Annotated in this window: 19 protein-coding genes, 1 rRNA gene and 1 riboswitch (1 of these 21 cut by a window edge); of the genes, 10 read left to right on the top strand and 10 right to left on the bottom strand. The window is 64.7% G+C overall.

Translation table 11 applies throughout. The annotated features are described in order from the left end of the window. Positions 1–50 precede the first annotated feature (50 nt). Positions 51–425 carry a response regulator gene (locus tag QY049_RS13285; protein ID WP_027530607.1) on the bottom strand — a complete coding sequence of 125 codons (375 nt, stop codon included), beginning with the start codon at positions 423–425 and terminating at the stop codon, positions 51–53. A gap of 46 nt (positions 426–471) precedes the next feature. Beyond that, positions 472–1350: an MJ0042-type zinc finger domain-containing protein gene (locus QY049_RS13280; RefSeq protein ID WP_258763985.1), complete on the bottom strand. Its 879-nt coding sequence runs from the start codon at positions 1348–1350 to the stop codon at positions 472–474. Between the two features lie 201 nt (positions 1351–1551). Between QY049_RS13280 and ftsE the strand changes: the two genes are divergently transcribed. The 4 genes from ftsE (at position 1552) to QY049_RS13260 (ending at position 4745) form a co-directional block, all read left to right on the top strand. Continuing rightward, positions 1552–2211 carry a cell division ATP-binding protein FtsE gene (ftsE, locus tag QY049_RS13275; protein WP_092288863.1) on the top strand — a complete coding sequence of 220 codons (660 nt, stop codon included), beginning with the start codon at positions 1552–1554 and terminating at the stop codon, positions 2209–2211. Then, positions 2204–3172, top strand: coding sequence for an ABC transporter permease (locus QY049_RS13270; RefSeq protein ID WP_194478057.1), 969 nt, complete (start codon positions 2204–2206; stop codon positions 3170–3172). Before ftsE ends, QY049_RS13270 begins: the two co-directional genes overlap by 8 nt. A 71-nt stretch (positions 3173–3243) precedes the next feature. Next, a complete protein-coding gene (locus QY049_RS13265; RefSeq protein WP_194478056.1) occupies positions 3244–3948 on the top strand; it encodes a YdcF family protein in 705 nt (234 codons plus the stop codon). 23 nt (positions 3949–3971) lie between these two features. Continuing rightward, the gene (locus QY049_RS13260; RefSeq protein WP_258763984.1) at positions 3972–4745 is read left to right on the top strand and encodes a 1-acyl-sn-glycerol-3-phosphate acyltransferase; all 774 of its coding nucleotides are present in this window, start codon (positions 3972–3974) and stop codon (positions 4743–4745) included. On the opposite strand, the gene QY049_RS13255 is transcribed toward QY049_RS13260, so the two are convergent. Further along, positions 4742–5344, bottom strand: a complete 603-nt coding sequence (locus QY049_RS13255; RefSeq protein WP_258763983.1) for a gamma-glutamylcyclotransferase — start codon at positions 5342–5344, stop codon at positions 4742–4744. The genes QY049_RS13260 and QY049_RS13255 overlap by 4 nt on opposite strands. A gap of 110 nt (positions 5345–5454) precedes the next feature. On the opposite strand from QY049_RS13255, the gene QY049_RS13250 reads away from it, so the two are divergent. Next, complete coding sequence (locus QY049_RS13250; protein WP_258763981.1) at positions 5455–6639, top strand: DUF2125 domain-containing protein; 1185 nt, start codon at positions 5455–5457, stop codon at positions 6637–6639. Between the two features lie 7 nt (positions 6640–6646). On the opposite strand, the gene QY049_RS13245 is transcribed toward QY049_RS13250, so the two are convergent. The 3 genes from QY049_RS13245 to QY049_RS13235 are packed head-to-tail and all read right to left on the bottom strand — an operon-like array spanning position 6647 to position 9562. Then, positions 6647–7588, bottom strand: a complete 942-nt coding sequence (locus QY049_RS13245) for a prephenate/arogenate dehydrogenase family protein (RefSeq protein WP_258763979.1) — start codon at positions 7586–7588, stop codon at positions 6647–6649. Next, the gene (gene hisC / locus QY049_RS13240; RefSeq protein ID WP_194478051.1) at positions 7585–8679 is read right to left on the bottom strand and encodes a histidinol-phosphate transaminase; all 1095 of its coding nucleotides are present in this window, start codon (positions 8677–8679) and stop codon (positions 7585–7587) included. The genes QY049_RS13245 and hisC overlap by 4 nt, the downstream gene beginning before the upstream one ends. Before the next feature lie 34 nt (positions 8680–8713). Further along, positions 8714–9562, bottom strand: a complete 849-nt coding sequence (locus QY049_RS13235; protein WP_194478050.1) for a chorismate mutase — start codon at positions 9560–9562, stop codon at positions 8714–8716. Between the two features lie 159 nt (positions 9563–9721). Then, positions 9722–9801, top strand: a riboswitch (SAM riboswitch). Positions 9802–9894: 93 nt separating this feature from the next. Here QY049_RS13235 and QY049_RS13230 point away from each other — a divergent pair. Together QY049_RS13230 and metW are read left to right on the top strand one after the other, a co-directional pair. Continuing rightward, a complete protein-coding gene (locus QY049_RS13230; protein WP_258763978.1) occupies positions 9895–11097 on the top strand; it encodes a homoserine O-acetyltransferase in 1203 nt (400 codons plus the stop codon). Positions 11098–11099: 2 nt separating this feature from the next. Beyond that, complete coding sequence (gene metW / locus QY049_RS13225) at positions 11100–11762, top strand: methionine biosynthesis protein MetW (protein ID WP_194478048.1); 663 nt, start codon at positions 11100–11102, stop codon at positions 11760–11762. 117 nt (positions 11763–11879) lie between these two features. On the opposite strand, the gene QY049_RS13220 is transcribed toward metW, so the two are convergent. Then, positions 11880–12743, bottom strand: a complete 864-nt coding sequence (locus QY049_RS13220) for an alpha/beta fold hydrolase (RefSeq protein WP_258763977.1) — start codon at positions 12741–12743, stop codon at positions 11880–11882. Positions 12744–12973: 230 nt separating this feature from the next. Here QY049_RS13220 and QY049_RS13215 point away from each other — a divergent pair, with 230 nt between their 5' ends. After that, positions 12974–13621 carry a TIGR02594 family protein gene (locus QY049_RS13215; protein ID WP_258763975.1) on the top strand — a complete coding sequence of 216 codons (648 nt, stop codon included), beginning with the start codon at positions 12974–12976 and terminating at the stop codon, positions 13619–13621. Positions 13622–13740: 119 nt separating this feature from the next. Here the strand turns inward: QY049_RS13215 and QY049_RS13210 are convergent, their stop codons facing one another. Continuing rightward, positions 13741–14544, bottom strand: a complete 804-nt coding sequence (locus tag QY049_RS13210; RefSeq protein ID WP_258763973.1) for an MOSC domain-containing protein — start codon at positions 14542–14544, stop codon at positions 13741–13743. 241 nt (positions 14545–14785) lie between these two features. Here QY049_RS13210 and clpB point away from each other — a divergent pair, with 241 nt between their 5' ends. Beyond that, positions 14786–17425 carry an ATP-dependent chaperone ClpB gene (gene clpB, locus QY049_RS13205; RefSeq protein ID WP_258763972.1) on the top strand — a complete coding sequence of 880 codons (2640 nt, stop codon included), beginning with the start codon at positions 14786–14788 and terminating at the stop codon, positions 17423–17425. Positions 17426–17507: 82 nt separating this feature from the next. Here clpB and QY049_RS13200 read toward each other — a convergent pair whose 3' ends face one another. Together QY049_RS13200 and QY049_RS13195 are read right to left on the bottom strand one after the other, a co-directional pair. Beyond that, entirely contained in the window at positions 17508–19571 is a 2064-nt protein-coding gene (locus QY049_RS13200; RefSeq protein WP_194478043.1) for a M23 family metallopeptidase, read from the bottom strand. Between the two features lie 691 nt (positions 19572–20262). Beyond that, entirely contained in the window at positions 20263–20556 is a 294-nt protein-coding gene (locus QY049_RS13195) for a hypothetical protein (protein ID WP_143270136.1), read from the bottom strand. 10 nt (positions 20557–20566) lie between these two features. Between QY049_RS13195 and QY049_RS13190 the strand changes: the two genes are divergently transcribed. Beyond that, positions 20567–21737 (top strand): 16S ribosomal RNA (locus QY049_RS13190); it runs 316 nt beyond the window's last position.

The following is a 21737-nucleotide window of genomic DNA, read 5'->3' as shown; positions in this document are numbered from 1 at the left end:
CGCCCGGCTTGACCGGGGCATGACAGCGGAATGCTCGGCTGGCGGCAGCGCTACCCCTTCTTCGCCGCCAGCGCATCCGCCACCGCCGTGCGGATATCCGCCACTGAAAACGGCTTGGTCACGACGTCATGCACCAGCGCATTCAGGTTCGACGCCCGCTCGCGCTGGTCGGCAAAGCCCGTCATCAGCAGGATGGTCAGCTGCGGAAAGTCACGCGCGGCCGAGAGCGCCAGCGCGATGCCGTCCATCACAGGCATCTGGATGTCGGTGAGCAACAGATCGAACGCGCCGTCCTCGCGTGTCAGGATCTCCAGCGCCTCGGCGCCGTCCTGTGCGGTGACGGTCTCGTGGCCGTCCATGGCGATGGCGCGCGCCACCAGTTGGCGCATCGAGTCCTCGTCATCGGCGATCAACACTTTTGGCATGAGACGATCCTTGGGACCAACCCCGCGCGGATTCCACAAAGCCTGATTATACGCTGCCGCCGGCAATGTCGCGCCGGTTGAAGAAGCGAACGTCGATATTGCGGCCTTCCGCGGGCGGCGAGGCCAGGCGCGAGCGGAAGAAGGCGCGCTCGCCGGGTTGCAGCACGGTCTGCTCCAGCACGGAATTCCAGGCGTAGATTTCGGCGCCCTGCGCGTCGCGCACGGCAAAGCGCAGGCGCGGAATATCGAGCGGCTTCTTGCCCTGGCCGACGATCACGCCCTCGATCACCAGCACCTGTTTACCGTCCACGGTCTCGGTCGAGAGCTTGACGTCCTTGAAGGAGAGCCCGCGCAGGTTCACCTCCAGCCCGACCATCTTGTAGAAGGCCGCGGTCTGCGGCAGCAGGCGGACCATGTCGCCGCGCCAGATCACCAGCGCCAGCACCAGCGCGCCCATGGCGGCGCAGGCGGTCGGCAGGCCGTAGTAGGATTTGCGCGGGGCGGCGGCAGGCTTCGGTCGGCTCACCCTGGCGCCGCGACGACTGAACAGGTCGCGGAACCAGGACTGATGCTTGGCCCCGACGACTTCGTCTTCCGCTGCCCGGGCTGCCGCCGACCATTCGTCCTCGGGTTCGGCGGCGTCCTCGCTCGGCCAGTCGCTGGCGATCGAGGGGCTCTCGACCACCGGCGTCTCGGCGGCGGCGTCATCCTTGGCGTAGGTATTCCACTGCGCGGCGAGGTCGGACTGGTCGTCGGCCTGGCCGGTTGCGGCCATCGCGGGCAGGGCCGCCTCCTCGATGGCATCCTCCGGATGCGCCATCCAGGTTTCCTTGCAGCGGGAGCAGCGGACCGTCCGCCCATTGGCCCCAAGGCTCGCAAGCTTGATGGCGTAGGATGTCGTACAATGAGGGCAGACGATATGCATGGACGGCCTCGACGATGACCTTGTCGCGCGGAACCGGGCGCCGAAGGTACTCCCAAGAAGGGACTTCTAAGGATGCTCGCCGGGATGCTACAGGGCGACCGTTAACGAACCGGAAACCATAACGGTCGCACAACCCCTTGACCGCGTGCGGCGAAAACGGGCCGCCGTGCGGTCTACGTCCCCTCTCGAACGGAGCTGAGCTTGGTTCGGTTCGAAAATGTCGGATTACGCTATGGTCTGGGGCCCGAGATCCTGCGCGACCTCAGTTTCCAGATTCCGGCACATTCCTTCCAGTTCCTCACCGGCCCGTCCGGCGCCGGCAAGACGTCGCTGCTGCGCCTGTTGTTCCTGTCGCACCGGCCGACGCGTGGCCTCGTCAACCTGTTCGGCCACGACGTCTCGCAGCTCGGCAAGGACGAGATCGCCGACTTGCGCAAGCGCATCGGCATCGTGCTCCAGGATTTCCGTCTGCTCGATCACATGACGACCTACGAGAACGTGGCGCTGCCGTTCCGCGTCATGGGCCGCAGCGAATCGAGTTATCGCAAGGAGGTCATCGATCTCCTGCGCTGGGTCGGCCTCGGCGACCGCATGGATGCGTTGCCGCCGATCCTGTCGGGCGGCGAGAAGCAACGCGCGGCGATCGCGCGCGCGGTGATCTCGCGGCCGCAGCTCCTGCTCGCGGACGAGCCGACCGGCAGCGTCGATCCGACGCTCGGACGGCGCTTGCTGCGGCTCTTCATCGAGCTCAACAAGTCAGGCACCGCCGTCATCATCGCAACCCACGACATCGCGCTGATGGACCAGTACGAAGCACGCCGCTTCGTTCTGCATCAGGGACGGCTGCACGTCTATGAGTAGGACCGACGAGCGCGGCGTATTGGTCGATCTCGGACAGGAGCGTCCGCCGCTGCCGGCCAGGGCGCGCAACCTGTCGCCGATCGTGCCGCGCGCCTCGATCCATGGCCGCGCGCTGGTTGCCGTCGTCGCCATCATGACCTTCCTCGCCTCGATGACGACCGGCACGGTGCTGCTGGTGAGCGCCTCGGCCGCGGAATGGCAGTCGGACGTCGCGAGCGAGATCACCATCCAGGTTCGCCCGCAATCGGGGCGCGACATCGAGCGCGATACGGCCGCCGTCACCGAGGCGGTACGCGCGCAAGCCGGCATCGTCGAGGTCAAGCCGTTCACCAAGGAGGAGAGCGGCAAGCTGCTCGAACCCTGGCTCGGCACCGGGCTGTCGATGGACGATCTGCCGGTGCCACGCATGATCATCGCGCGCGTGCAGCCAGGCACGGTGCTCGATCTCGGTGCGCTTCGTGCGCGTGTGACGCAAGTGGCGCCGAGCGCCAGCGTCGACGATCACCGCGCCTGGATCGAGCGGATGCGCTCGATGACGAATGCCACCGTGTTCGCCGGCATCGGCATCCTCGCGCTCGTCATCGTCGCGACCATCATCTCGGTCTCCTTCGCAACCCGCGGCGCGATGGCGGCGAACCGCCCGATCGTCGAAGTCCTGCATTTCGTCGGCGCCGGCGACCGCTACATCGCCAATCATTTCCTGCGGCATTTCCTCAGGCTCGGCCTCGAAGGCGGCGTCATCGGCGGCGGCGTCGCGATGCTGCTGTTCGGCTTCTCCGAGTCGATCGCCGGCTGGTTCTCGGGCACTCCTGTCGGGGATCAGTTCGCGGCCCTGCTCGGCACCTTCTCGCTGCGGCCATCAGGCTATGTCGTGCTCGCGGTGCAGGCCGTCCTGATCGGCGCGATCACCGCGGTCGCCTCGCGCCAGACGCTGTTCGCGACATTGAACGACGTGGATTGAGCCCGATAAACCGGACTCCACTTCGCCTCAAAACGTCTTAAAATCATCCGGGGAAGGGATCACCGACATACATGACCTCGCCGACCGACGATCGATCGCCGAAACTGCCGCGCGGCTGGCTCCACGCGACCGTCGTGTCGGCGATCGCGTTCGCCTTTGTCGGCGCGGCAGCGGGTTTCGTCGCGTTCCTGTCGCAATTGCGCGGTGCCGAGGTCGCCCCTGGCCGCAAAGCCGACGGCATCGTCGTCCTGACCGGGGGCTCTTCGCGGGTGTCCGATGCGATGGAGCTGCTGGCGGCCGGCTACGGCAGGCGGCTGCTGATATCGGGCGTGCATCCGACCTCGACGGCGAGCGACATCTCCCGGACCCTGCCGGAGAATCAGTCCTTCATGACCTGCTGCGTCGATCTCGACCGCACGGCGCTCACGACCCGCGGCAACGCGGCGGAGGCGCGTCGCTGGGCCGAGGCGCGCGGCTTCAAGTCGCTGATCGTGGTCACATCGAACTATCACATGCCCCGCGCGCTGGTGGAATTCTCGCATGCGATGCCGCAGACCACGCTGATCCCGTTCGCCGTGGTCGGCGACAAATGGCGCGAGGAGCCGTGGTGGACTTCGGCCTCGACCCTGCGGCTGCTCTTGTCCGAATATGTCAAGTACACCGCGGCCGAGCTCAGGGTCCGGCTGGAGGATTTCGGGATTGACCTTTCCCCCGAGATGTCGGAGCAGCCTGCTGGACCGCAATCCAGGCGGCCCGCCACCGCACAGGCCAATTGACCGGCAAATCCAACGGATCGTCGATGTTCCTGATTTTCCTGCGCTCGCTCGTCTTCAACGTGCTGTTCTACAGCGTGCTGGTGTGTCTCGCGATCGTGGCGCTGCCGACCTTTGCGCTGCCGCCGCGCGCGATGCTGACGGTTGCCGGATGGTGGGCGAAGGCGACGCTCGTCCTGATGCGCGTGGTCTGCAACATCAAGGTGGAATTCCGCGGCGTCGAGAAGATCCCGCAGGGACCGCTGGTGATCGTGGCGAAGCACCAGTCGTTCTGGGAGACCTTCGTGCTGCCGGGCTTTTTCCATCGCCCGATCTTCATCCTCAAGCGCCAGCTCATGCAGATCCCGGTGTTCGGCCAGTTCCTGGTCAAGACCGGGATGATCGCGATCGACCGCAATGCCGGCGTGAAGGCGTTGCTGGACATGACGCGGCGTGCGCGCGAGGCGGTGCGCGCAGGCGGCCAGCTCGTCATCTTTCCGGAAGGCACGCGACGCGCACCGGGGGCGCCGCCGGACTACAAGACCGGTTTTGCGCAAATCTATTCGTCCTGCGGCGTGCAGTGCCTGCCGATCGCGCTCAATTCCGGCCTGTTCTGGCCGCGCCGCACGTTCATGCGCTATCCCGGCACGCTCGTTGTCGAATTCCTCGATCCGCTGCCGCCGGGGCTGCCCAAGGATCAGTTTCTCACGCGCGTGCAGACCGTGATCGAGGACGCGACCAGCCGTCTCGTCGAGGCGGGCCGGAAGGAGCAGGAGCAGCTGATCGGCTCCGCGCCGAGTTACGCGCCGTCGGAGACCTAGCGGCTTTCGCGATCGTCCGCAGGAGCCGGCGGACGAGGATCGCCATGCAGCATCCTCGCGAGCTGATGCAGCTGCGTGTCGCGAAAGCCTTCGGCCTCGATCGCCTTCACGGTTGCGGTGACATAGTCGCGGTTGGCGCCGGACTGGCCGTGGCCCTGGAGCACATGACGGTGCTGGTCGGCGAGCGAGAGGCGGCCGGCATATTGGACATGGCCACGGTCGACGACATAGGCGAGCGCCGAGACGCGCTCACGCGCTTCGTTCTCCAGCCACACCGAGCGCATCACCTCGCGGTAGACCGACGTCACCTGCTCGCGCTCCCGCAGATAGGCGACCACGTCGGCGCGGCTCTTTTCAGCGACGCGGAAGGCGATGCCGCGGCAGGCGCCGCCGCGATCGAGCCCCAGCACCAGGCCCGGCTGCTCGGGCGTGCCGCGATGCACGAAGGAATAGACGCAGAGCGCGCGGTGCTCGCCGACCAGCCGCGCCGGAACGCGCTCCTCGAATTCGAAGCCCGGCCGCCACATCAGGGAGCCGTAGCCGAACACCCAGAGGTCGCCCTTGGCTGTCGTGACGGAGGGGAGGGTGATTTCCGACATTTCGGGCACGGCTAGCAGAACCGCCGCGCCAAGCGAAGTGAATTCTCCGCCTTTTGCCGCAGGCCCGTCTCGCTTACATTTGACAAAATCTGGGGCCAAAGGGTCGCCGCATGTCCGATACGACCATTGCCGCAGGCCGGCGCTCCCGTTGGGGGCTCTTCATTGCTCCCGTCCTCCTCCTGATCCTCGCAGTCGCCTGGAGCGGCTTCTGGTTCTATGCGGCCTCCCAGGCGGGCGTCGCCGCCGACGCCTGGCGTGCGCAGGAGGCCAAGGCCGGCCGCATCTACGACTGCGCCAAGCGTTCGGTCGCGGGCTTCCCGTTCCGCTTCGAGATCCAGTGCTCCGGCGCCAGCGTCGCCCTGGTCTCGCAGAATGCGAGCAAGACGCCGTTCACGGCCAAGCTCGACAACATCCTGGTCGTGGGACAGGTCTACGATCCCAAGCACGTCATCGCCGAGTTTTCCGCGCCGGCAACCCTGGTCGACGGCGTCACGCAGAACACGTTCGTCGTGAACTGGAGCAAGGGCCGCAGCAGCGTGATCGGTCTGCCGGCGGTGCCGGAGCGCGCCTCCATCGTGTTCGACGATCCCAGCCTCGACAGGCTCGATGGCTCGGTGCAGGTGCCGCTTGCGCGCGCCAAGCGGATCGAACTGCACGGACGCATCGCCGAGGGATCGCCAGCCGATCATCCCGTGATCGAGACCGTGCTCCAGGTCTCGCAAGGCAGCATCCAGGGCGTTCATCCCCTGCTCGCCGAGCCGTTCGAGGCCGACACGCGTGCGAAGATCACCGGCCTCTCCGACTTCACGCCCAAACCCTGGCCGCAGCGCTTCCGCGAGATCCAGGCCGCCGGCGGTCATATCGAGATCGTGCAGTCGCGGATCCAGCAGGGCGAGATGATCGCGGTCGCGGCCGGTACGCTCGGCCTCTCGGCCAATGGCCGACTGGATGGCGAATTGCAGATGACGGTGACCGGCCTCGAGCGGGTCATCCCGGCGCTCGGCATCGAGAAGATGCTGGAGGAGGGCGTGCCACAGGCGACGCTCGATCGCGTCGCGCCCGGCGTGAAGTCGCAGGACCTCAACAACCTCTTCGGTGCGCTCGACCGTGCCGTGCCCGGTCTCGGCAAGGTCATCAAGCAGAACGCCAATGCCGGGATTGCCGCCGGCATCAACGCGATCGGCACCGAGAGCACGCTCGAGGGCAGGAAGGCCCGCACCTTCCCGCTGAAATTCGCCGACGGCGCCGTGCTGCTCGGCCCGTTCAAGGTCGGCCAGATTCCGCCGCTGTATTGATCCGCTGCTAGCTCTGTTTCTTGTCGAGCTGCCCATGCTGGCGGCCGAAGTCGGGTGCGGCCGAATCCTGGCCGATCTCGACGATGCCGCGGCGGATGGCACGGGTGCGCGTGAAATGGTCGAACAGCGCCTCGCCGTCGCCGCGACGGATCGCGCGGGTGAGCTTGGCGAGATCCTCGGTGAAGGTGCCGAGCATCTCCAGCACGGCGTCCTTGTTGGCGAGAAAGACGTCGCGCCACATCGTCGGGTCGGAGGCCGCGATGCGGGTGAAGTCGCGGAAGCCGCCAGCCGAGAACTTGATGACTTCGGACTCCGTCACCTGCTGCAGCTCGTCGGCGGTGCCGACGATGGTGTAGGCGATCAGATGCGGCAGATGGCTGGTGATGGCGAGCACGAGATCATGATGATCCGGCGTCATCACCTCGACCTTGGCGCCCATCGCCGCCCAGAACGCGCGAAGATGCGCGGTGGCCCCGGCGTCGGTGCCTTCGGGCGGCGTGAGAATGCACCACCGGTTGATGAAGAGCTCGGCGAAGCCGGAGTCAGGTCCCGAATGCTCGGTGCCCGCGACCGGGTGCGCCGGCACGAAATGAACGTTCTTCGGCAGATGCGGCGCCATGTCCTTGACCACCGCGCCCTTGACCGAGCCGACGTCGGAGATGATCGCGCCGGGCTTCAGATGCGCGGCGATCTCCTGCGCCACCGGGCCGCAGGCGCCGACGGGAATGCAGAGGATGACGAGATCGGCATCCTCCACCGCTTCCGCATTGGTCGCGACGACCTTGTCGACGATGCCGAGCTCGAGCACGCGCGCGCGCGTCTTCTCCGAGCGCGCGGTGGTGACGATCTCGCCGGCCAGGCCTTGGAGCTTCGCAGCGCGCGCGATCGAGCCGCCGATCAGACCGAAGCCGATCAGGGCGACGCGCTGGAAGTGCGGGTTCACGCTCATTTGCCGGCCATGAAGTCGCGCAGGGCCTCGACGACCAGGCGGTTGGCCTCCTCGGTGCCGATGGTCATGCGCAGCTGGTGGTGCAGGCCATAGTTCTTCAACGCGCGCAGCACCAGGCCGCGCTTGGTGAGATAGGCGTCCGCCGCGTCCGAAGTCTTGCCGGTCTCCGGGAAGTGGATCAGCACGAAGTTGGCGACGCCGGGCGTCACCTTCAGCCCGAGCCTGGTGATCTCCTCGCCGAGCCAGTTGCGCCAGGTCTCGGTGAACTGCTTCGACATCGCCTGGTGCGCGGTGTCCTCGATCGCGGCGACAGCGGCGTACATCGCCGGCGTCGACACGTTGAAGGGACCGCGGATGCGGTTGACCGCGTCGATGATGTGCTCGGGGCCGAACATCCAGCCGATGCGCAGCGCGGCGAGGCCGTGGATCTTGGAGAAGGTGTGCGTCACCACGGTGTTCTCGGTGGTGGCGACCAGCTCGATCCCCATCTCGTAATCGTTGCGCGAGACGTAGTCGCAATAGGCGGCGTCCAGCACCAGCAGCACGTGTGACGGCAGGCCCGCGCGCAGGCGCTTGACCTCGTCGAACGGGATATAGGTGCCGGTCGGATTGTTGGGATTGGCGAGCCAGACCAGCTTCGTCTTCGGCGTCACGGCTTTCAGGATCGCGTCGACGTCGCAGGTCAGGTTCTTCTCGGCCGCAACCACGTTCCTGGCGCCGACCGCCATGGTCGCGATCGGGTAGACCAGGAAGCCGTGCGTGGTCGAGATCGCCTCGTCGCCGTGGCTGAGATAGGTATGGGCGAGCAGGTTGAGGATCTCGTCCGAACCCGCGCCGCAGATGATGCGGTTGGGATCGAGCCCGTAGTGGCGGCCGATCGCCTCGCGCAGCACGCGCGAGGTTCCTTCCGGATAGTCCTCCAGATGATCCGCGACACGCTTGAAGGCCTCGATCGCCTTGGGCGAGGGTCCGAACGGCGTCTCGTTGGCCGAGAGCTTGAACACCTTGCGGCCCGGCTCCGGCACCGGGGTCTTGCCGGGCGTGTAGGGCGCAATATCGAGAATGCCGGGATTCGGCACGGGGCGGGACATCTTCAACTCCGGAGTAACTTCAGCGGTTCGCGATCTACGATTTCGGCCCGGTCGGGGGCACCGTATAGCGCGTTGCGTGGCTGCCGACGAGAGCCGTGGACCGCACGGAGGCCCCCGCTTCGATCAGGGCAGCCCTGATCCTGTCGATGCTGGTGGCTGACGTGACCGAGACCAGCAGCGCCGCGCCGTCGAAGGCGGTATCGGGCACCGCCACGATGTCGGCGAGCGGCGACAACGCCCGCGCGACTTCGGCGTTCCACCCGGAGACGCGCACGCTGAAGGTCTCGACCTCGGTCACCACGGCGCTGTCGGCGACGCGCGAGATCGCGAACACGGGCAGCGCCGCCGGATGATCGGCGCGCTCGACGAAGGGCATGCGCGCGATGATCTTCGGCGCGCCGTCCGCTTCCAGCTCCAGCCACCATGGCGTGCGGCTCGATGTCGCCGACACCAGCGCCAGGTCGCCCTTGGATTTCGCCACCGCCTCGACCGCGGCCTGCGCGCTGAAATGCGCGACGTAAGGAACCGTGAAGCCGAAATGGAAGCGCACGGAATCGCGCATCGCCGGCTCGCTCACCGAGATGTCGGCATGCACGGAGAACGGCGCCTGGACATAGGTGAAGGTCGAGATGATGACGCGCCAGATGCTCTCGACCGTGTCGAGCGGCAGGATGCCGCGATGGCGCTGCACGATGTCGCGCATCATCGAGGCCTCGCGCGCCGGGCGGAACGCCGAGCCGACCTCCTGGGTCTGCTTCACCTGGATCAGGCGGTCGATGATGTCGCCGCGCTGCATCAGCAGGCGATGCATGGCCTCGTCGATCGCGTCGATCTCCTTGCGCAATTCCTGGAGCGATGGTGGCGCGGGCGGACGTTGGGACATATTTGACGGGCTGTTGTGAGGCTGAGGTCGAGGTTCTGATTAGGCAGGATGGGCCGCGAAAGCAAAGAGAAATGACGGCCTGCCGCGCGGCCCATCGAGAGCCGATTTTGGCTAATCCGGACCGCGACTTGACGAAATCGGCTCAAGCCGGTAGGTTTTTGCCCGTTCCGTGGTCATTTGAGCCGGCCGGCTTGCAGCCACGTTAAAAAACTCGCTAAACAGGCCGGGGACGCTTCCGATCCCGGCCGAACCTATCGTTCAGGCCGGGTTTTTCATGGCCTGATGTCAGTGGCGATCTGAAGTCCGATCGCAAACGAGGTCGATGGTCAGAGATGGTTGGCGTCAAGTCGATTCCAAGTCCCGCGATCAGTGCCGATGAACGGTCGCACGAGGTGGATCACCCGAGCTCACTGCTCGCGCATTTCGGCGCCGACCAGCCGCTGCGGCTCGATTGCGGCGTCGATCTCACCCCGTTCCAGATCGCCTACAAGACCTATGGCGAGCTCAATGCCGATCGCACCAACGCGGTGCTGATCTGCCATGCGCTGACCGGCGACCAGCACGTCGCCAATGTCCATCCGGTCACCGGCAAGCCGGGCTGGTGGGAGACGCTTGTCGGCCCCGGCCGGCCGCTCGATCCAGCCAAGTACTTCATCATCTGCTCAAACGTGATCGGCGGCTGCATGGGCTCGACCGGCCCGGCTTCGATCAATCCCGCGACCGGCAAGGTGTGGGGCCTCGATTTCCCCGTCATCACGATCCCCGACATGGTGCGCGCGCAGGCGATGCTGATCGACCGGCTCGGCATCGACACGCTGTTCGCCGTCGTCGGCGGCTCGATGGGCGGCATGCAGGTGCTGCAATGGACCGCGGCGTACCCCAAACGCGTTTACTCCGCGCTGGCGATCGCCTGTTCGACGCGGCACTCCGCGCAGAACATCGCCTTCCACGAGCTCGGCCGCCAGGCCGTGATGGCCGATCCCGACTGGCACAATGGCGCCTATGCCGATCAGGGCATCCATCCGCATCGCGGCCTCGCGGTCGCGCGCATGGCCGCGCACATCACCTATCTCTCGGACGCGGCGCTGCACCGCAAGTTCGGCCGCCGCATGCAGGACCGCGAACTGCCGACCTTCTCGTTCGACGCCGACTTCCAGGTCGAGTCCTATCTGCGTTATCAGGGCTCATCCTTCGTCGAACGCTTCGACGCCAATTCCTATCTCTATCTGACCCGCGCGATGGACTATTTCGACATCGCCGCCGACCATGATGGCGTGCTGGCGAAGGCGTTCGCGGGGATCGAGACCCGCTTCTGCGTGGTCTCCTTCACCAGCGACTGGCTGTTTCCGACTTCGGAATCGCGCGCGCTGGTGCATGCGCTCAACGCATCGAGCGCGCGGGTGTCGTTCGCCGAGATCGAGACCGATCGCGGCCACGATGCCTTCCTGCTCGACGTGCCCGAATTCTTCGACATCTCGCGCGCCTTCCTGCAATCGGCCGGCAAGGCGCGCGGGCTCACCTCTAAGGACGGCTAGCGATGTCTGTACAGGAAGTGCTGCCGCTCAACGGGCTGGCCTCTGAGCAGTCCGGCCCATTTCGCACCGACCATCTGCTCGTCGCCGAGATGGTCAAGCCGGGCTCGAAGGTGCTCGACGTCGGTTGCGGCGAAGGTGATCTGCTTCAGCTGCTGGAGACCCGCGGCATCGACGGCCGCGGCATCGAGTTGTCGCGCGAGGGCGTCAACCGCTGCGTGGCAAAGGGCCTCGCGGTGGTGCAGGGCGACGCCGATACCGACCTCGTCAATTATCCTGACGATGCCTTCGACTACGTGATCCTGTCGCAAACGCTGCAGGCAACCCGGCAGCCCAAGGTCGTGCTGGAAAACCTCCTGCGCATCGGCCGGCGCGCCATCGTGTCGTTCCCCAATTTCGGCTTCTGGCGGATGCGCCTCCAGCTCCTGATCGGCGGCCACATGCCGCGCACGGAGAATCTGCCGGCGAGCTGGTACGACACCGCCAACATCCATTTCTGCACCATCAAGGATTTCGTCGAGCTCTGCGACGCCATCGGCGTCAAGATGGAGCGTGCCGAGGCGCTCGACCTCTACGGCCGCCCGCTGCGTTTGCGCCTGCCATGGTGGGTGTGGAATCTGTTCGGCGAGCAGGGCGTGTTCCTGCTGAGCCGCGGGCAGGGGGAGTGATGCCGTAGGCGTCATTCCGGGGCGATGCGAAGCATCGAACCCGGAATCCATCGTGCTTCAGCGTCTGCCGTTCAATGGATTCCGGGCCTGCGCCTTCGGCGCATCCCGGAATGACGATCAGTGCGCCGCCAGCGATCGCGGATCACGCACCGGCCACCGTCCCGCTTCCACCAGCGTCACGAACCGCTCCACGCTCTCGTTGAACAGCGCAGGCTCTTCGAGATTGAGCACATGACCTGATTTCGGAAACATCGCGAGCCCTGCCGCAGGCAGATGCTTCTTCAGGAACAGGCTCGCTCCGATGCACGGATCGTCTTCGTCGCCGCAGATGATCAGCGCCGGCGTGGCCACCTTCGCAACCGCGTCCGTCATGGTGTAGATCGACGGCCGCCCGCCCTGGAAGCCGCGCATCGTGTTGGCCGATCCCCTGGAATCGTGCCGCGCCAGCGCGGCATAGAAATCGGCGTGGCCGCGCGGGTCCTTCACCAGGAAGGGAATCCGGCTCGGCGCCTCGCGCGTGACCTTTGCGACTTCGGCTGAGCCCAGCGTCTCGAACTGCTCGGCATTGGCGCGGCACTGTTTGCGCCATGCCTCGAGATTGTCGAGCTCCGAGCCGGAGCCGACACCGGCGAGCGTCATCGACAGCGCGCGTTGCGGCGCGTTCAATCCGATCTGGAGCGAGGAGTAGGCGCCCATCGACAGGCCGACGAGATGCGCGCGTTCGATCCTGAGATGATCGAGTACGGCGAGCGCATCGGTGTAGAAGTGCGTGTAGGTGTAGACCTCACCATCGGGTACGTCGGACGGCGTGTAGCCGCGCGCGGAATAGGTGATGCAACGGTGGCCGCGCGAGAAGTAGCGCATCTGCGGCTCCCAATTGGTGTAGTCGGCCGCGAATTCGTGAAGAAAAATGATCGGCGTTCCCTGGCCGGCTTCCTCGAAATAGATGCGGACGTCGTCCTTCGTCATGGCGTGGGGCATTAACTGTTTCCCTCTCTTCAAGCCGTGACGTCAGGATCGCAGTTAATGCTGATGTCCGCAATGAGGCAGCTTCGAACCAGCATTGCCGCAGAATCATCGCAGCTATTCGCCGGCGCGGCGTCTTTTTCTCGCCACATCGGACGGCTTAACGGCCCTATCGATGTTGGCCAATGCACGGGCCGACTTGGCAGGTTCACTTGGGAAGTGGGGGTGTCAACGAAGGATGAAGAATGGTTGAGTTGTTTGCGTTCCGCCTGTCGCGTTGTGTTGTCGCGCTGGCGTTGTTCTTCGCGGCGGTTGCCGCGTTCGTTTCTCCGGCCTCGGCGCGGCCGCATCATCGTCATAGCGCAGAGCGGCACGCTTACGTGCATCACGCCAGACATCGACATCATCATTATCGCCACCGTGCCCGCAGCTCGCGCTTCGAGCGCAGCGCGGCTGCTTTGCGGGCGAGTGGATTCGCCAACACGCAGGCCAGCTATGATCCGAACGCCAATGCCGGCGCGGGCATGAGCGGCGGCTTCGGTGGTGGATCTGGCCTCGTCTCCGAGGCGCGTCGTTATCTCGGCGGCAATCCCACGGGGCGCGGCAGCCTGTGGTGCGCGCGCTTCATGAACATGGTGCTTCAGAAGACCGGTCATCAGGGCACCGGCTCCGACATGGCGAGCTCGTTCGCGCATTACGGCACGCGCGTCTCCGGTCCGCAGGTCGGCGCCATCGCGGTGATGTCGCGCGGCCGCCGCGGCGGTCATGTCGGCATCATCACCGGCATCGACGCGCAGGGCAATCCGATCATGATTTCCGGCAACAACGGCAACCGCGTTCGCGAGGCTCCGATCTCGCGCGGCCGGATCTATGCGTATGTGATGCCGAACTGAGGTTTCAACCCGTCATTGCAGCGAAGCGAAGCAATCCGGAGTCCCTCCGCGGGCGCAGTCCGGATTGCTTCGTCGCAACAACTCCTTGCAATGACGGAATACGTGGAGACGACGTTGGCTCACACCAGCTTCGGCTCTTCCACCGCCACCGCATCCCCCACCCCGATCTCGCCGTCGGCCACCACCTCGGCATAGATGCCGCAGTCCATGTGGCCGAGATGGCGCGAGAGCGTCGGCGGGATCTCGAGATCGCGCTTTGCCGTCACCGGGTCCACATTCGTGGCTGGGCAGCGGACGATGCGCTTGATCACTTTCAGCCGGGCCTGCCCGATCGCGAGCGTCTGGCCGACGAGGTCGAGCTCGGACCAGGCCGGCCAGCCATCGAGGTAAAGATTGCCGCGGAAGCGCAGGGGATTGACGGCGGTGCCGCCGAGCATGGTCTCGATGGCGCGGACGCTCTCGATGTTGATGATGGACACGACCTTGCGGGCGACGTCGGAGAAGCTGTGGCCGCGCCCTGACAGCACTTTTGGCGGGCCTTTCAGCTCCGGCTGAAAGTTTTCGGTGAAATAGCCCTCGATGGCCGCGCGCCCGGCCGCGGTCTCCAGATCGCCGCTGGCGACGATCTCGCCGTCCTTGCGGATGGTCAGGCGGTTGGTCGCGTCCTCGAAACGGCTGTCGAGAGAGGCGAGCCGCTCGTTGCGGGCCAGCATCAGGAACTGGATTTTCGGTTTCCATTCCGGAGCCTCCGGGTCGAAACCGCTGGGGCCATTCTCTATGGCGTAGCGGCGGTCGGCGGGGAGGGTTTGGCCGGTCCGCAGGGAAACCCGGGGCAGGGGTTCCGGCGTCAGGCCCTTGATCGGGTAACGGTAAAGGCCGGTAATTTCGGCGGTCTGGCTGGCTGTCTTGGCGCTTAAATTCATGGGCCTACTTAGGAGATTCTGACCGCGCTCGCCAAGCAGGCCAGTCAGTGCACGAAATTGTGAACTCGCCTCTTCCGATCCGAGGGCACGCTTCCCACATCTGGGGCAGGCCGGCGCCAGCGCCGGCTGATAACGACCGCTGTTGGTTGAGCAACGTCAACGCGACAAGTGGAAACCCAATGAAGATGCCGTTTGGGGTGCCTTAGAGGGCCCCAGGGGCAGGCCGAGGGAAAGAAAAGCCATGAATATCGACAAATATACCGAACGCTCCAGGGGCTTCGTCCAGTCCGCGCAGTCGCTTGCGGTCCGCGAGGGGCATCAGCAATTTTCGACGCTGCACGTCCTGAAAGTGCTGCTGGACGACAATGAGGGGCTGGCTGCCGGTCTGATCGACCGTGCCGGCGGCAATTCCCGCGCAATTCTGAAGGCGACCGAGGACGCCCTCAACAAGGTGCCGAAGGTGTCTGGCGGCGGTGCCGGCCAGATCTACCTGGCGCCCGAGCTCGCGCGCACTTTCGATGCAGCCGAAAAGGCCGGCGAGAAGGCCGGCGACAGCTTTGTCACCGTCGAGCGGCTTCTGCTCGGCCTCACGCTGGAGAAGACCAGCGAGGCTGGCGCGATCCTCGCCAAGGGCGGTGTCACGCCGCAAAATCTCAACGCGGCCATCGAGGCGCTGCGCAAGGGCCGCACCGCGGATTCCGCGACGGCCGAGAACGCCTACGACGCGCTGAAGAAATATGCCCGCGACCTGACCCAGGCTGCGCGCGATGGCAAGCTCGACCCGGTCATCGGCCGCGACGAGGAGATCCGCCGCACGATCCAGGTGCTGTCGCGCCGGACCAAGAACAATCCCGTCCTGATCGGCGAGCCCGGCGTCGGCAAGACCGCCATCGCCGAAGGCCTCGCGCTGCGCATCGTCAACGGCGACGTGCCTGAAAGTCTCATGGACAAGAAGCTGCTCTCGCTCGATCTGGGCGCGCTGATTGCCGGTGCAAAATATCGCGGCGAGTTCGAGGAGCGGCTGAAGGCCGTGCTCCAGGAAGTCACCGCGAGCGACGGCAATTTCATCCTGTTCATCGACGAGATGCACACGCTGATCGGCGCGGGCAAGGGTGACGGCGCGATGGACGCGTCCAACCTGCTCAAGCCGGCGCTCGCCCGCGGCGAGCTGCATTGCATCGGCGCGACCACGCTCGACGAGTATCAGAAGCACGTCGAGAAGGATGCGGCGCTGGCACGGCGCTTCCAGCCGATCTTCGTCAGCGAGCCCTCGGTCGAGGACACGATCTCGATCCTGCGCGGCCTGAAGGACAAGTACGAGCAGCACCATGGCGTGCGGATCACCGATTCCGCGCTCGTTGCGGCGACAACCCTGTCCAACCGCTACATCACCGACCGCTTCCTGCCCGACAAGGCGATCGACCTCATGGACGAGGCGGCCGCGCGGCTGAAGATGCAGGTCGATTCCAAGCCGGAAGAGCTGGATTCGCTCGACCGCGAGATCATCCGGCTCAAGATCGAGCAGGAAGCTCTCAAGAAGGAAAGCGATCTCGGCTCCAAGTCCCGTCTCGAATCTCTTCAGAAAGAGCTCGCCGAGCTCGAAGAGAAGTCTGCGGCACTGACGGCACGCTGGAGCGCGGAGAAGAACAAGCTCTCCAACGCCCAGAAGCTGAAGTCGGAACTCGACGCCCTGCGCGTCGATCTGGCCGACGCGCAGCGGCGCGGTGAATTCCAGAAGGCGGGTGAGCTGGCCTATGGCCGGATCCCGCAGCTCGAGAAGCAACTCGCCGACATCGAGGCGCGTGAAGGCTCCGGCGAGATGATGGAGGAGGCGGTGACCGCCAACCACATCGCGCAAGTGGTCTCGCGCTGGACCGGCGTGCCGGTCGACAAGATGCTGGAGGGCGAGAAAGAGAAGCTCCTGAAGATGGAGGAGCAGCTCGGACAGCGCGTCGTCGGCCAGGCCGAGGCCGTGCGCGCGGTCGCAACCGCCGTGCGCCGTTCGCGCGCAGGCCTGCAGGACCCGCACCGGCCGACCGGCTCGTTCATGTTCCTGGGGCCCACCGGCGTCGGCAAGACCGAGCTGACCAAGGCGCTCGCCGAGTACCTCTTCAACGACGAGACCGCGATGGTCCGCCTCGACATGTCCGAGTACATGGAGAAGCATTCGGTCTCGCGGCTGATCGGCGCGCCTCCGGGCTATGTCGGCTACGATGAGGGCGGTGCGCTCACCGAAGCGGTGCGGCGCCGGCCTTACCAGGTCGTGCTGTTCGACGAGATCGAGAAGGCGCATCCTGACGTCTTCAACGTCCTGTTGCAGGTGCTCGACGACGGCCGCCTGACTGATGGTCAGGGCCGCACCGTCGATTTCCGCAACACGCTGATCATCATGACCTCGAACCTCGGTTCGGAATTCCTGGTGAATCAACCCGAGGGCGAAGACACTTCGGCTGTGCGTGACCAGGTGATGGGGATGGTGCGGGGACATTTCCGCCCCGAGTTCCTGAACCGTGTCGACGAGATCATCCTGTTCCACCGCTTGCAGCGGAGCGAGATGGGTCGGATCGTCGAGATCCAGTTCGCGCGATTGCAGAAGCTGCTGACCGATCGCAAGATCGTGCTGACGCTCGATGCCGCGGGCCGCGACTGGCTCGCTGCCAAGGGCTGGGATCCCGCCTATGGCGCCCGGCCGTTGAAGCGGGTGATCCAGCGTTACCTGCAGGATCCGCTCGCCGAGATGATCCTGGCCGGCGACGTCAGGGATGGCGACAGCGTCTCGATCTCGTCCGAAGGCAACGTGCTGACCTTCAACGGCAAGGCGCCGCAGACCGCGGAGATCGCCCAGTTCGAGGCGCCGGTGTCGAAGCGCAAGCTGAACTGAGCGCCGGACTCGAGGCAAAACGAAAATGCCCCGGAGAGGTTGTCTCTCCGGGGCGTTTTTTCGAAATCGTCCGGTCTGAAAGCTAGCGGTTGCTGACCTGAAGTGACCCGCCGGTCGCGTCCGACATGCGTGCGATGGCGCCGTTGCGGCCGCTCATCATGGCGTCGAGGCGGTCGCGTTCCTTCTCGAAGCTGGCGAGCATCGGACCCTCGAGCGAACGGCCGCGCGGCAGTTTCACGCGCATCGGGTCGACGAAGCGGCCGTTGACGAGGATTTCGTAGTGGACGTGCGGGCCGGTCGACTGGCCGGTCGAGCCGACGAAGCCGATGACCTGGCCCTGCCGCACCTTCTTGCCCGGCTCCATGCCCTTGGCGAAGGCCGACATGTGGCCGTAGGCCGTCTCGTAGCCGTTGTTGTGCTTGATGCGGACGTATTTGCCGTAGCCGCCTTCGAGCTGGGCCTTCTCGATCACGCCGTTGCCGGCGGCGAAAATCGGCGTGCCGTAGGCGGTGGCCCAGTCGACGCCGGTGTGCATCTTCACATAGCCGAGGATCGGATGGCGGCGACTGCCGAAGCCGGAGCGCATGATGGCGGTGTTGACCGGCTTGCGGACCAGGAACTTCTTCGCGCTCTTGCCGGTCTCGTCGTAGTAGTCGACGACGCCGTCGTCGGAGCTCTGGAAACGATAGTATTTCTTGGTCTCGCCACCCAGCGTCAGAGAGGCGAACAGCACCTCGTTCTTCTCGCTCGAAGTCACGCCTTCGTCTTCGCCGGCGTAGAAAACGTCGAAGGAATCGCCCGGCTGCACCTTGCGCTGGAAATCGACATCGTAGGAGTAGATCTTGATCATGTCGTCGATGACGGGCATCGGCACTTTGTTGCGCATCGCGGTCTCGTAGATGCTCTGGTAGAGCCGCACGCCGCTGCCGTCATCGTCTTCATCGTCGTCGCTGCTGGCGTTGGCAGTGGCGTCGGCGACGGTGTTCATGCTGGAAACGTCGACCGCGACGTATTTGCCGAGATCGGACAGCGCCGCGATCGCTTCGACCACGGTGTCGTTGGCGACCACGACGCGGTAGGGCTGCAGGCGTGCGCCGGGGCTTGCGGGCGCCATCAGGATGCGGAGCTTTTCGCCTTCCTTCAGGCCGCCGTCGCGGCCACGGGGGCCGAGCGTCGCTGCGATCGCCTTGATCTCGTCGGGCGTGGCGCCGAGATCGCGCAGCACCGAGCCGACGCTGTCGCCCTTCTTGACGACATGGACGCGCTCGCCCGTGGGATTGCCGCCGGTGATCTGCTCCTTGGTCTTCGGGAGCAGCGTGACGTTCTCCGGCACCACGCGCGTCTCGAAACCGGCATAGGGATCGGACGACGACGCTTCGGCGGCGTAGGCCATCTTCATGTCGGACGGGCCGGCCGCGCCGGAGACGTCGGCGGTGGCATTGGCGAGCGAGGCGTAGCGCACCCCGCCATTGCCGCGCCAATTGGCGGCATCGCGCACCCGCATCAGGATGTCGTCGAGCGCCACCACTGCGGCGATCCTGGCCTTCGGCAACACCGGCGAGAGATCCTTGGTGACGAAGGAAACCTCGGCGTCGGGCTCGACGGCTTCAGGATTGTTCGGATCGTCGGCAGCGGTTTTGGGATCGGAGCCGACGTCGGTGAGCAGACGCTGCGCGTTGAACGGCGGAATCTTCGCCGACAAATCGCTCGTCGTCATCGACAGATTGCCGGCGATCCGGATGAAGGGGCGCACGCGCATCACGTCGCGGTTGCCGACGCGGGCGACCGTCGAGACGCGCACGATATTACGCGACGCCGTGGAGTCACTCGGCGGCGGCAAGCGGTCGCTCTTGTGCAGCGTGGCGGTGCGATCGGCGGCGCCGAAGGCCCCGCGCAGCGCGCCCTCGACCCGCTCCGGCACCTTGGCGAAGGTCAATTCGCCGTCGAGAGACGCGAAAACGGCGCCGCCGATCAGGGCTGCGCCGCAGAGTCCGGTCAGAATTGTACCGCTGAACCATTGCACCGAGACGCGACGGCGATCGATGACGGCAGCTTCCGAACCATCGACGGACAGCGGCGGCTCGTGGCCGAGATCGATGATCCCGGTCTCACGCCCGTAAGCGCCGCGTGACGTCCTCTGGTTCAACCCAAGTCCCCCAATCAACGACCCGGAACCCTCGCTTCGAGCTCTTCCCGGTTGCCCTCTTGCAGGGGCATCGCTGGAAAAGTCTTGATCGCACAGGTGCTCGCGCTCAGTAGGCCCCGGATGAGGCCCGGCCGAAATTACGAACAGCAAGGCAGGTGAAGGTCTCTCGATGTCTTTCGAATGTCCGAAGAAGGCCGCGTCATCGTCAGATCGCCTTCTCTGAACCCCATGAAAATCGCCGGCAGCCCCCACTGGCATCCCTGCGATTCAAGCTTGTGTCATACCAGAACGCCGCGGGATTGTGGCTCTAGTACGGCGCCCGGTATGGAAAAAGTTTCCTGAACGGCCGGGTGCAGGAGCCCTGGGCCATGGGGCGCCCGAGGCCGCTCCCGATACCTCTCAGGAGCCCCTCAGGAGCTCCCTCGGGCCCAAACTTTTTTTCAGATTTTTTACCGGACGGCTCCGCTTCGCTCGCTCCCCGCCTCTCTAATCAGCTGGAATCGCTGGATTTTTTACGACAATCCACTGTGCGACGATTTGTTGACGATTGGCGTTGACAGCCCGGAAGGTGGGGCCTATAACCCCAACCACTGAGCGCGGCGCCGCCGGGTCACTGACCAAGGCGAGCGAACGCGCCACTGATGCTCCTCACCTTGTTGAGTGACACAACAGCCGACGCAATCGGTTGGAGTCATTCGACGTCGGTAAGGGTGTCGGAACCCTTCCACTCCGGAAGGTTGGGGCCTCCACGGTCCCGGGCTGTTTGACAAGTGAAGATGAAGAAAGAGAAACGTGGACGGCGGAGTCCTTGCGGGTCTCGCTTCTGAAAAGCTTCGGCTTTTCTGATCGAGACCGGACGAAAGACTTCGGCGGTACACGTTTCAAAGGAAACACCATCGTTGCCCGCGATGTGAATCGCAGGCAGCACATCGACTTCGGTCGATAATGGTGGGACCTCGTCAAACGTTGTGATCAGCCGGTTCAAAGTTCAAGTCCAACTTGAGAGTTTGATCCTGGCTCAGAGCGAACGCTGGCGGCAGGCTTAACACATGCAAGTCGAGCGGGCGTAGCAATACGTCAGCGGCAGACGGGTGAGTAACGCGTGGGAACGTACCTTTTGGTTCGGAACAACACAGGGAAACTTGTGCTAATACCGGATAAGCCCTTACGGGGAAAGATTTATCGCCGAAAGATCGGCCCGCGTCTGATTAGCTAGTTGGTAGGGTAATGGCCTACCAAGGCGACGATCAGTAGCTGGTCTGAGAGGATGATCAGCCACATTGGGACTGAGACACGGCCCAAACTCCTACGGGAGGCAGCAGTGGGGAATATTGGACAATGGGGGCAACCCTGATCCAGCCATGCCGCGTGAGTGATGAAGGCCCTAGGGTTGTAAAGCTCTTTTGTGCGGGAAGATAATGACGGTACCGCAAGAATAAGCCCCGGCTAACTTCGTGCCAGCAGCCGCGGTAATACGAAGGGGGCTAGCGTTGCTCGGAATCACTGGGCGTAAAGGGTGCGTAGGCGGGTTTTTAAGTCAGGGGTGAAATCCTGGAGCTCAACTCCAGAACTGCCTTTGATACTGAAGATCTTGAGTCCGGGAGAGGTGAGTGGAACTGCGAGTGTAGAGGTGAAATTCGTAGATATTCGCAAGAACACCAGTGGCGAAGGCGGCTCACTGGCCCGGTACTGACGCTGAGGCACGAAAGCGTGGGGAGCAAACAGGATTAGATACCCTGGTAGTCCACGCCGTAAACGATGAATGCCAGCCGTTAGTGGGTTTACTCACTAGTGGCGCAGCTAACGCTTTAAGCATTCCGCCTGGGGAGTACGGTCGCAAGATTAAAACTCAAAGGAATTGACGGGGGCCCGCACAAGCGGTGGAGCATGTGGTTTAATTCGACGCAACGCGCAGAACCTTACCAGCCCTTGACATGTCCAGGACCGGTCGCAGAGATGTGACCCTCTCTTCGGAGCCTGGAACACAGGTGCTGCATGGCTGTCGTCAGCTCGTGTCGTGAGATGTTGGGTTAAGTCCCGCAACGAGCGCAACCCCCGTCCTTAGTTGCTACCATTTAGTTGAGCACTCTAAGGAGACTGCCGGTGATAAGCCGCGAGGAAGGTGGGGATGACGTCAAGTCCTCATGGCCCTTACGGGCTGGGCTA

The sequence above is a fragment of the Bradyrhizobium sp. WYCCWR 13022 genome, from assembly GCF_030435535.1.
GTDB lineage: Bacteria > Pseudomonadota > Alphaproteobacteria > Rhizobiales > Xanthobacteraceae > Bradyrhizobium.
Note: the sequence above shows the minus strand (reverse complement) of the source record. Positions and strands in the feature narration are given on the sequence as shown.

Excerpts from the sequence above, each read along its gene's own strand:
- QY049_RS13285 (WP_027530607.1), bottom strand. The coding sequence starts at position 425 with ATGCCAAAAGTGTTGATCGCCGATGACGAGGACTCGATGCGCCAACTG.
- QY049_RS13280 (WP_258763985.1), bottom strand. The coding sequence starts at position 1,350 with ATGCATATCGTCTGCCCTCATTGTACGACATCCTACGCCATCAAGCTT.
- QY049_RS13270 (WP_194478057.1), top strand. The coding sequence starts at position 2,204 with ATGAGTAGGACCGACGAGCGCGGCGTATTGGTCGATCTCGGACAGGAG.
- QY049_RS13265 (WP_194478056.1), top strand. The coding sequence starts at position 3,244 with ATGACCTCGCCGACCGACGATCGATCGCCGAAACTGCCGCGCGGCTGG.
- QY049_RS13260 (WP_258763984.1), top strand. The coding sequence starts at position 3,972 with ATGTTCCTGATTTTCCTGCGCTCGCTCGTCTTCAACGTGCTGTTCTAC.
- QY049_RS13255 (WP_258763983.1), bottom strand. The coding sequence starts at position 5,344 with ATGTCGGAAATCACCCTCCCCTCCGTCACGACAGCCAAGGGCGACCTC.
- QY049_RS13250 (WP_258763981.1), top strand. The coding sequence starts at position 5,455 with ATGTCCGATACGACCATTGCCGCAGGCCGGCGCTCCCGTTGGGGGCTC.
- QY049_RS13245 (WP_258763979.1), bottom strand. The coding sequence starts at position 7,588 with ATGAGCGTGAACCCGCACTTCCAGCGCGTCGCCCTGATCGGCTTCGGT.
- hisC (WP_194478051.1), bottom strand. The coding sequence starts at position 8,679 with ATGTCCCGCCCCGTGCCGAATCCCGGCATTCTCGATATTGCGCCCTAC.
- QY049_RS13235 (WP_194478050.1), bottom strand. The coding sequence starts at position 9,562 with ATGTCCCAACGTCCGCCCGCGCCACCATCGCTCCAGGAATTGCGCAAG.
- QY049_RS13230 (WP_258763978.1), top strand. The coding sequence starts at position 9,895 with ATGGTTGGCGTCAAGTCGATTCCAAGTCCCGCGATCAGTGCCGATGAA.
- metW (WP_194478048.1), top strand. The coding sequence starts at position 11,100 with ATGTCTGTACAGGAAGTGCTGCCGCTCAACGGGCTGGCCTCTGAGCAG.
- QY049_RS13220 (WP_258763977.1), bottom strand. The coding sequence starts at position 12,743 with ATGCCCCACGCCATGACGAAGGACGACGTCCGCATCTATTTCGAGGAA.
- QY049_RS13215 (WP_258763975.1), top strand. The coding sequence starts at position 12,974 with ATGGTTGAGTTGTTTGCGTTCCGCCTGTCGCGTTGTGTTGTCGCGCTG.
- QY049_RS13210 (WP_258763973.1), bottom strand. The coding sequence starts at position 14,544 with ATGAATTTAAGCGCCAAGACAGCCAGCCAGACCGCCGAAATTACCGGC.
- clpB (WP_258763972.1), top strand. The coding sequence starts at position 14,786 with ATGAATATCGACAAATATACCGAACGCTCCAGGGGCTTCGTCCAGTCC.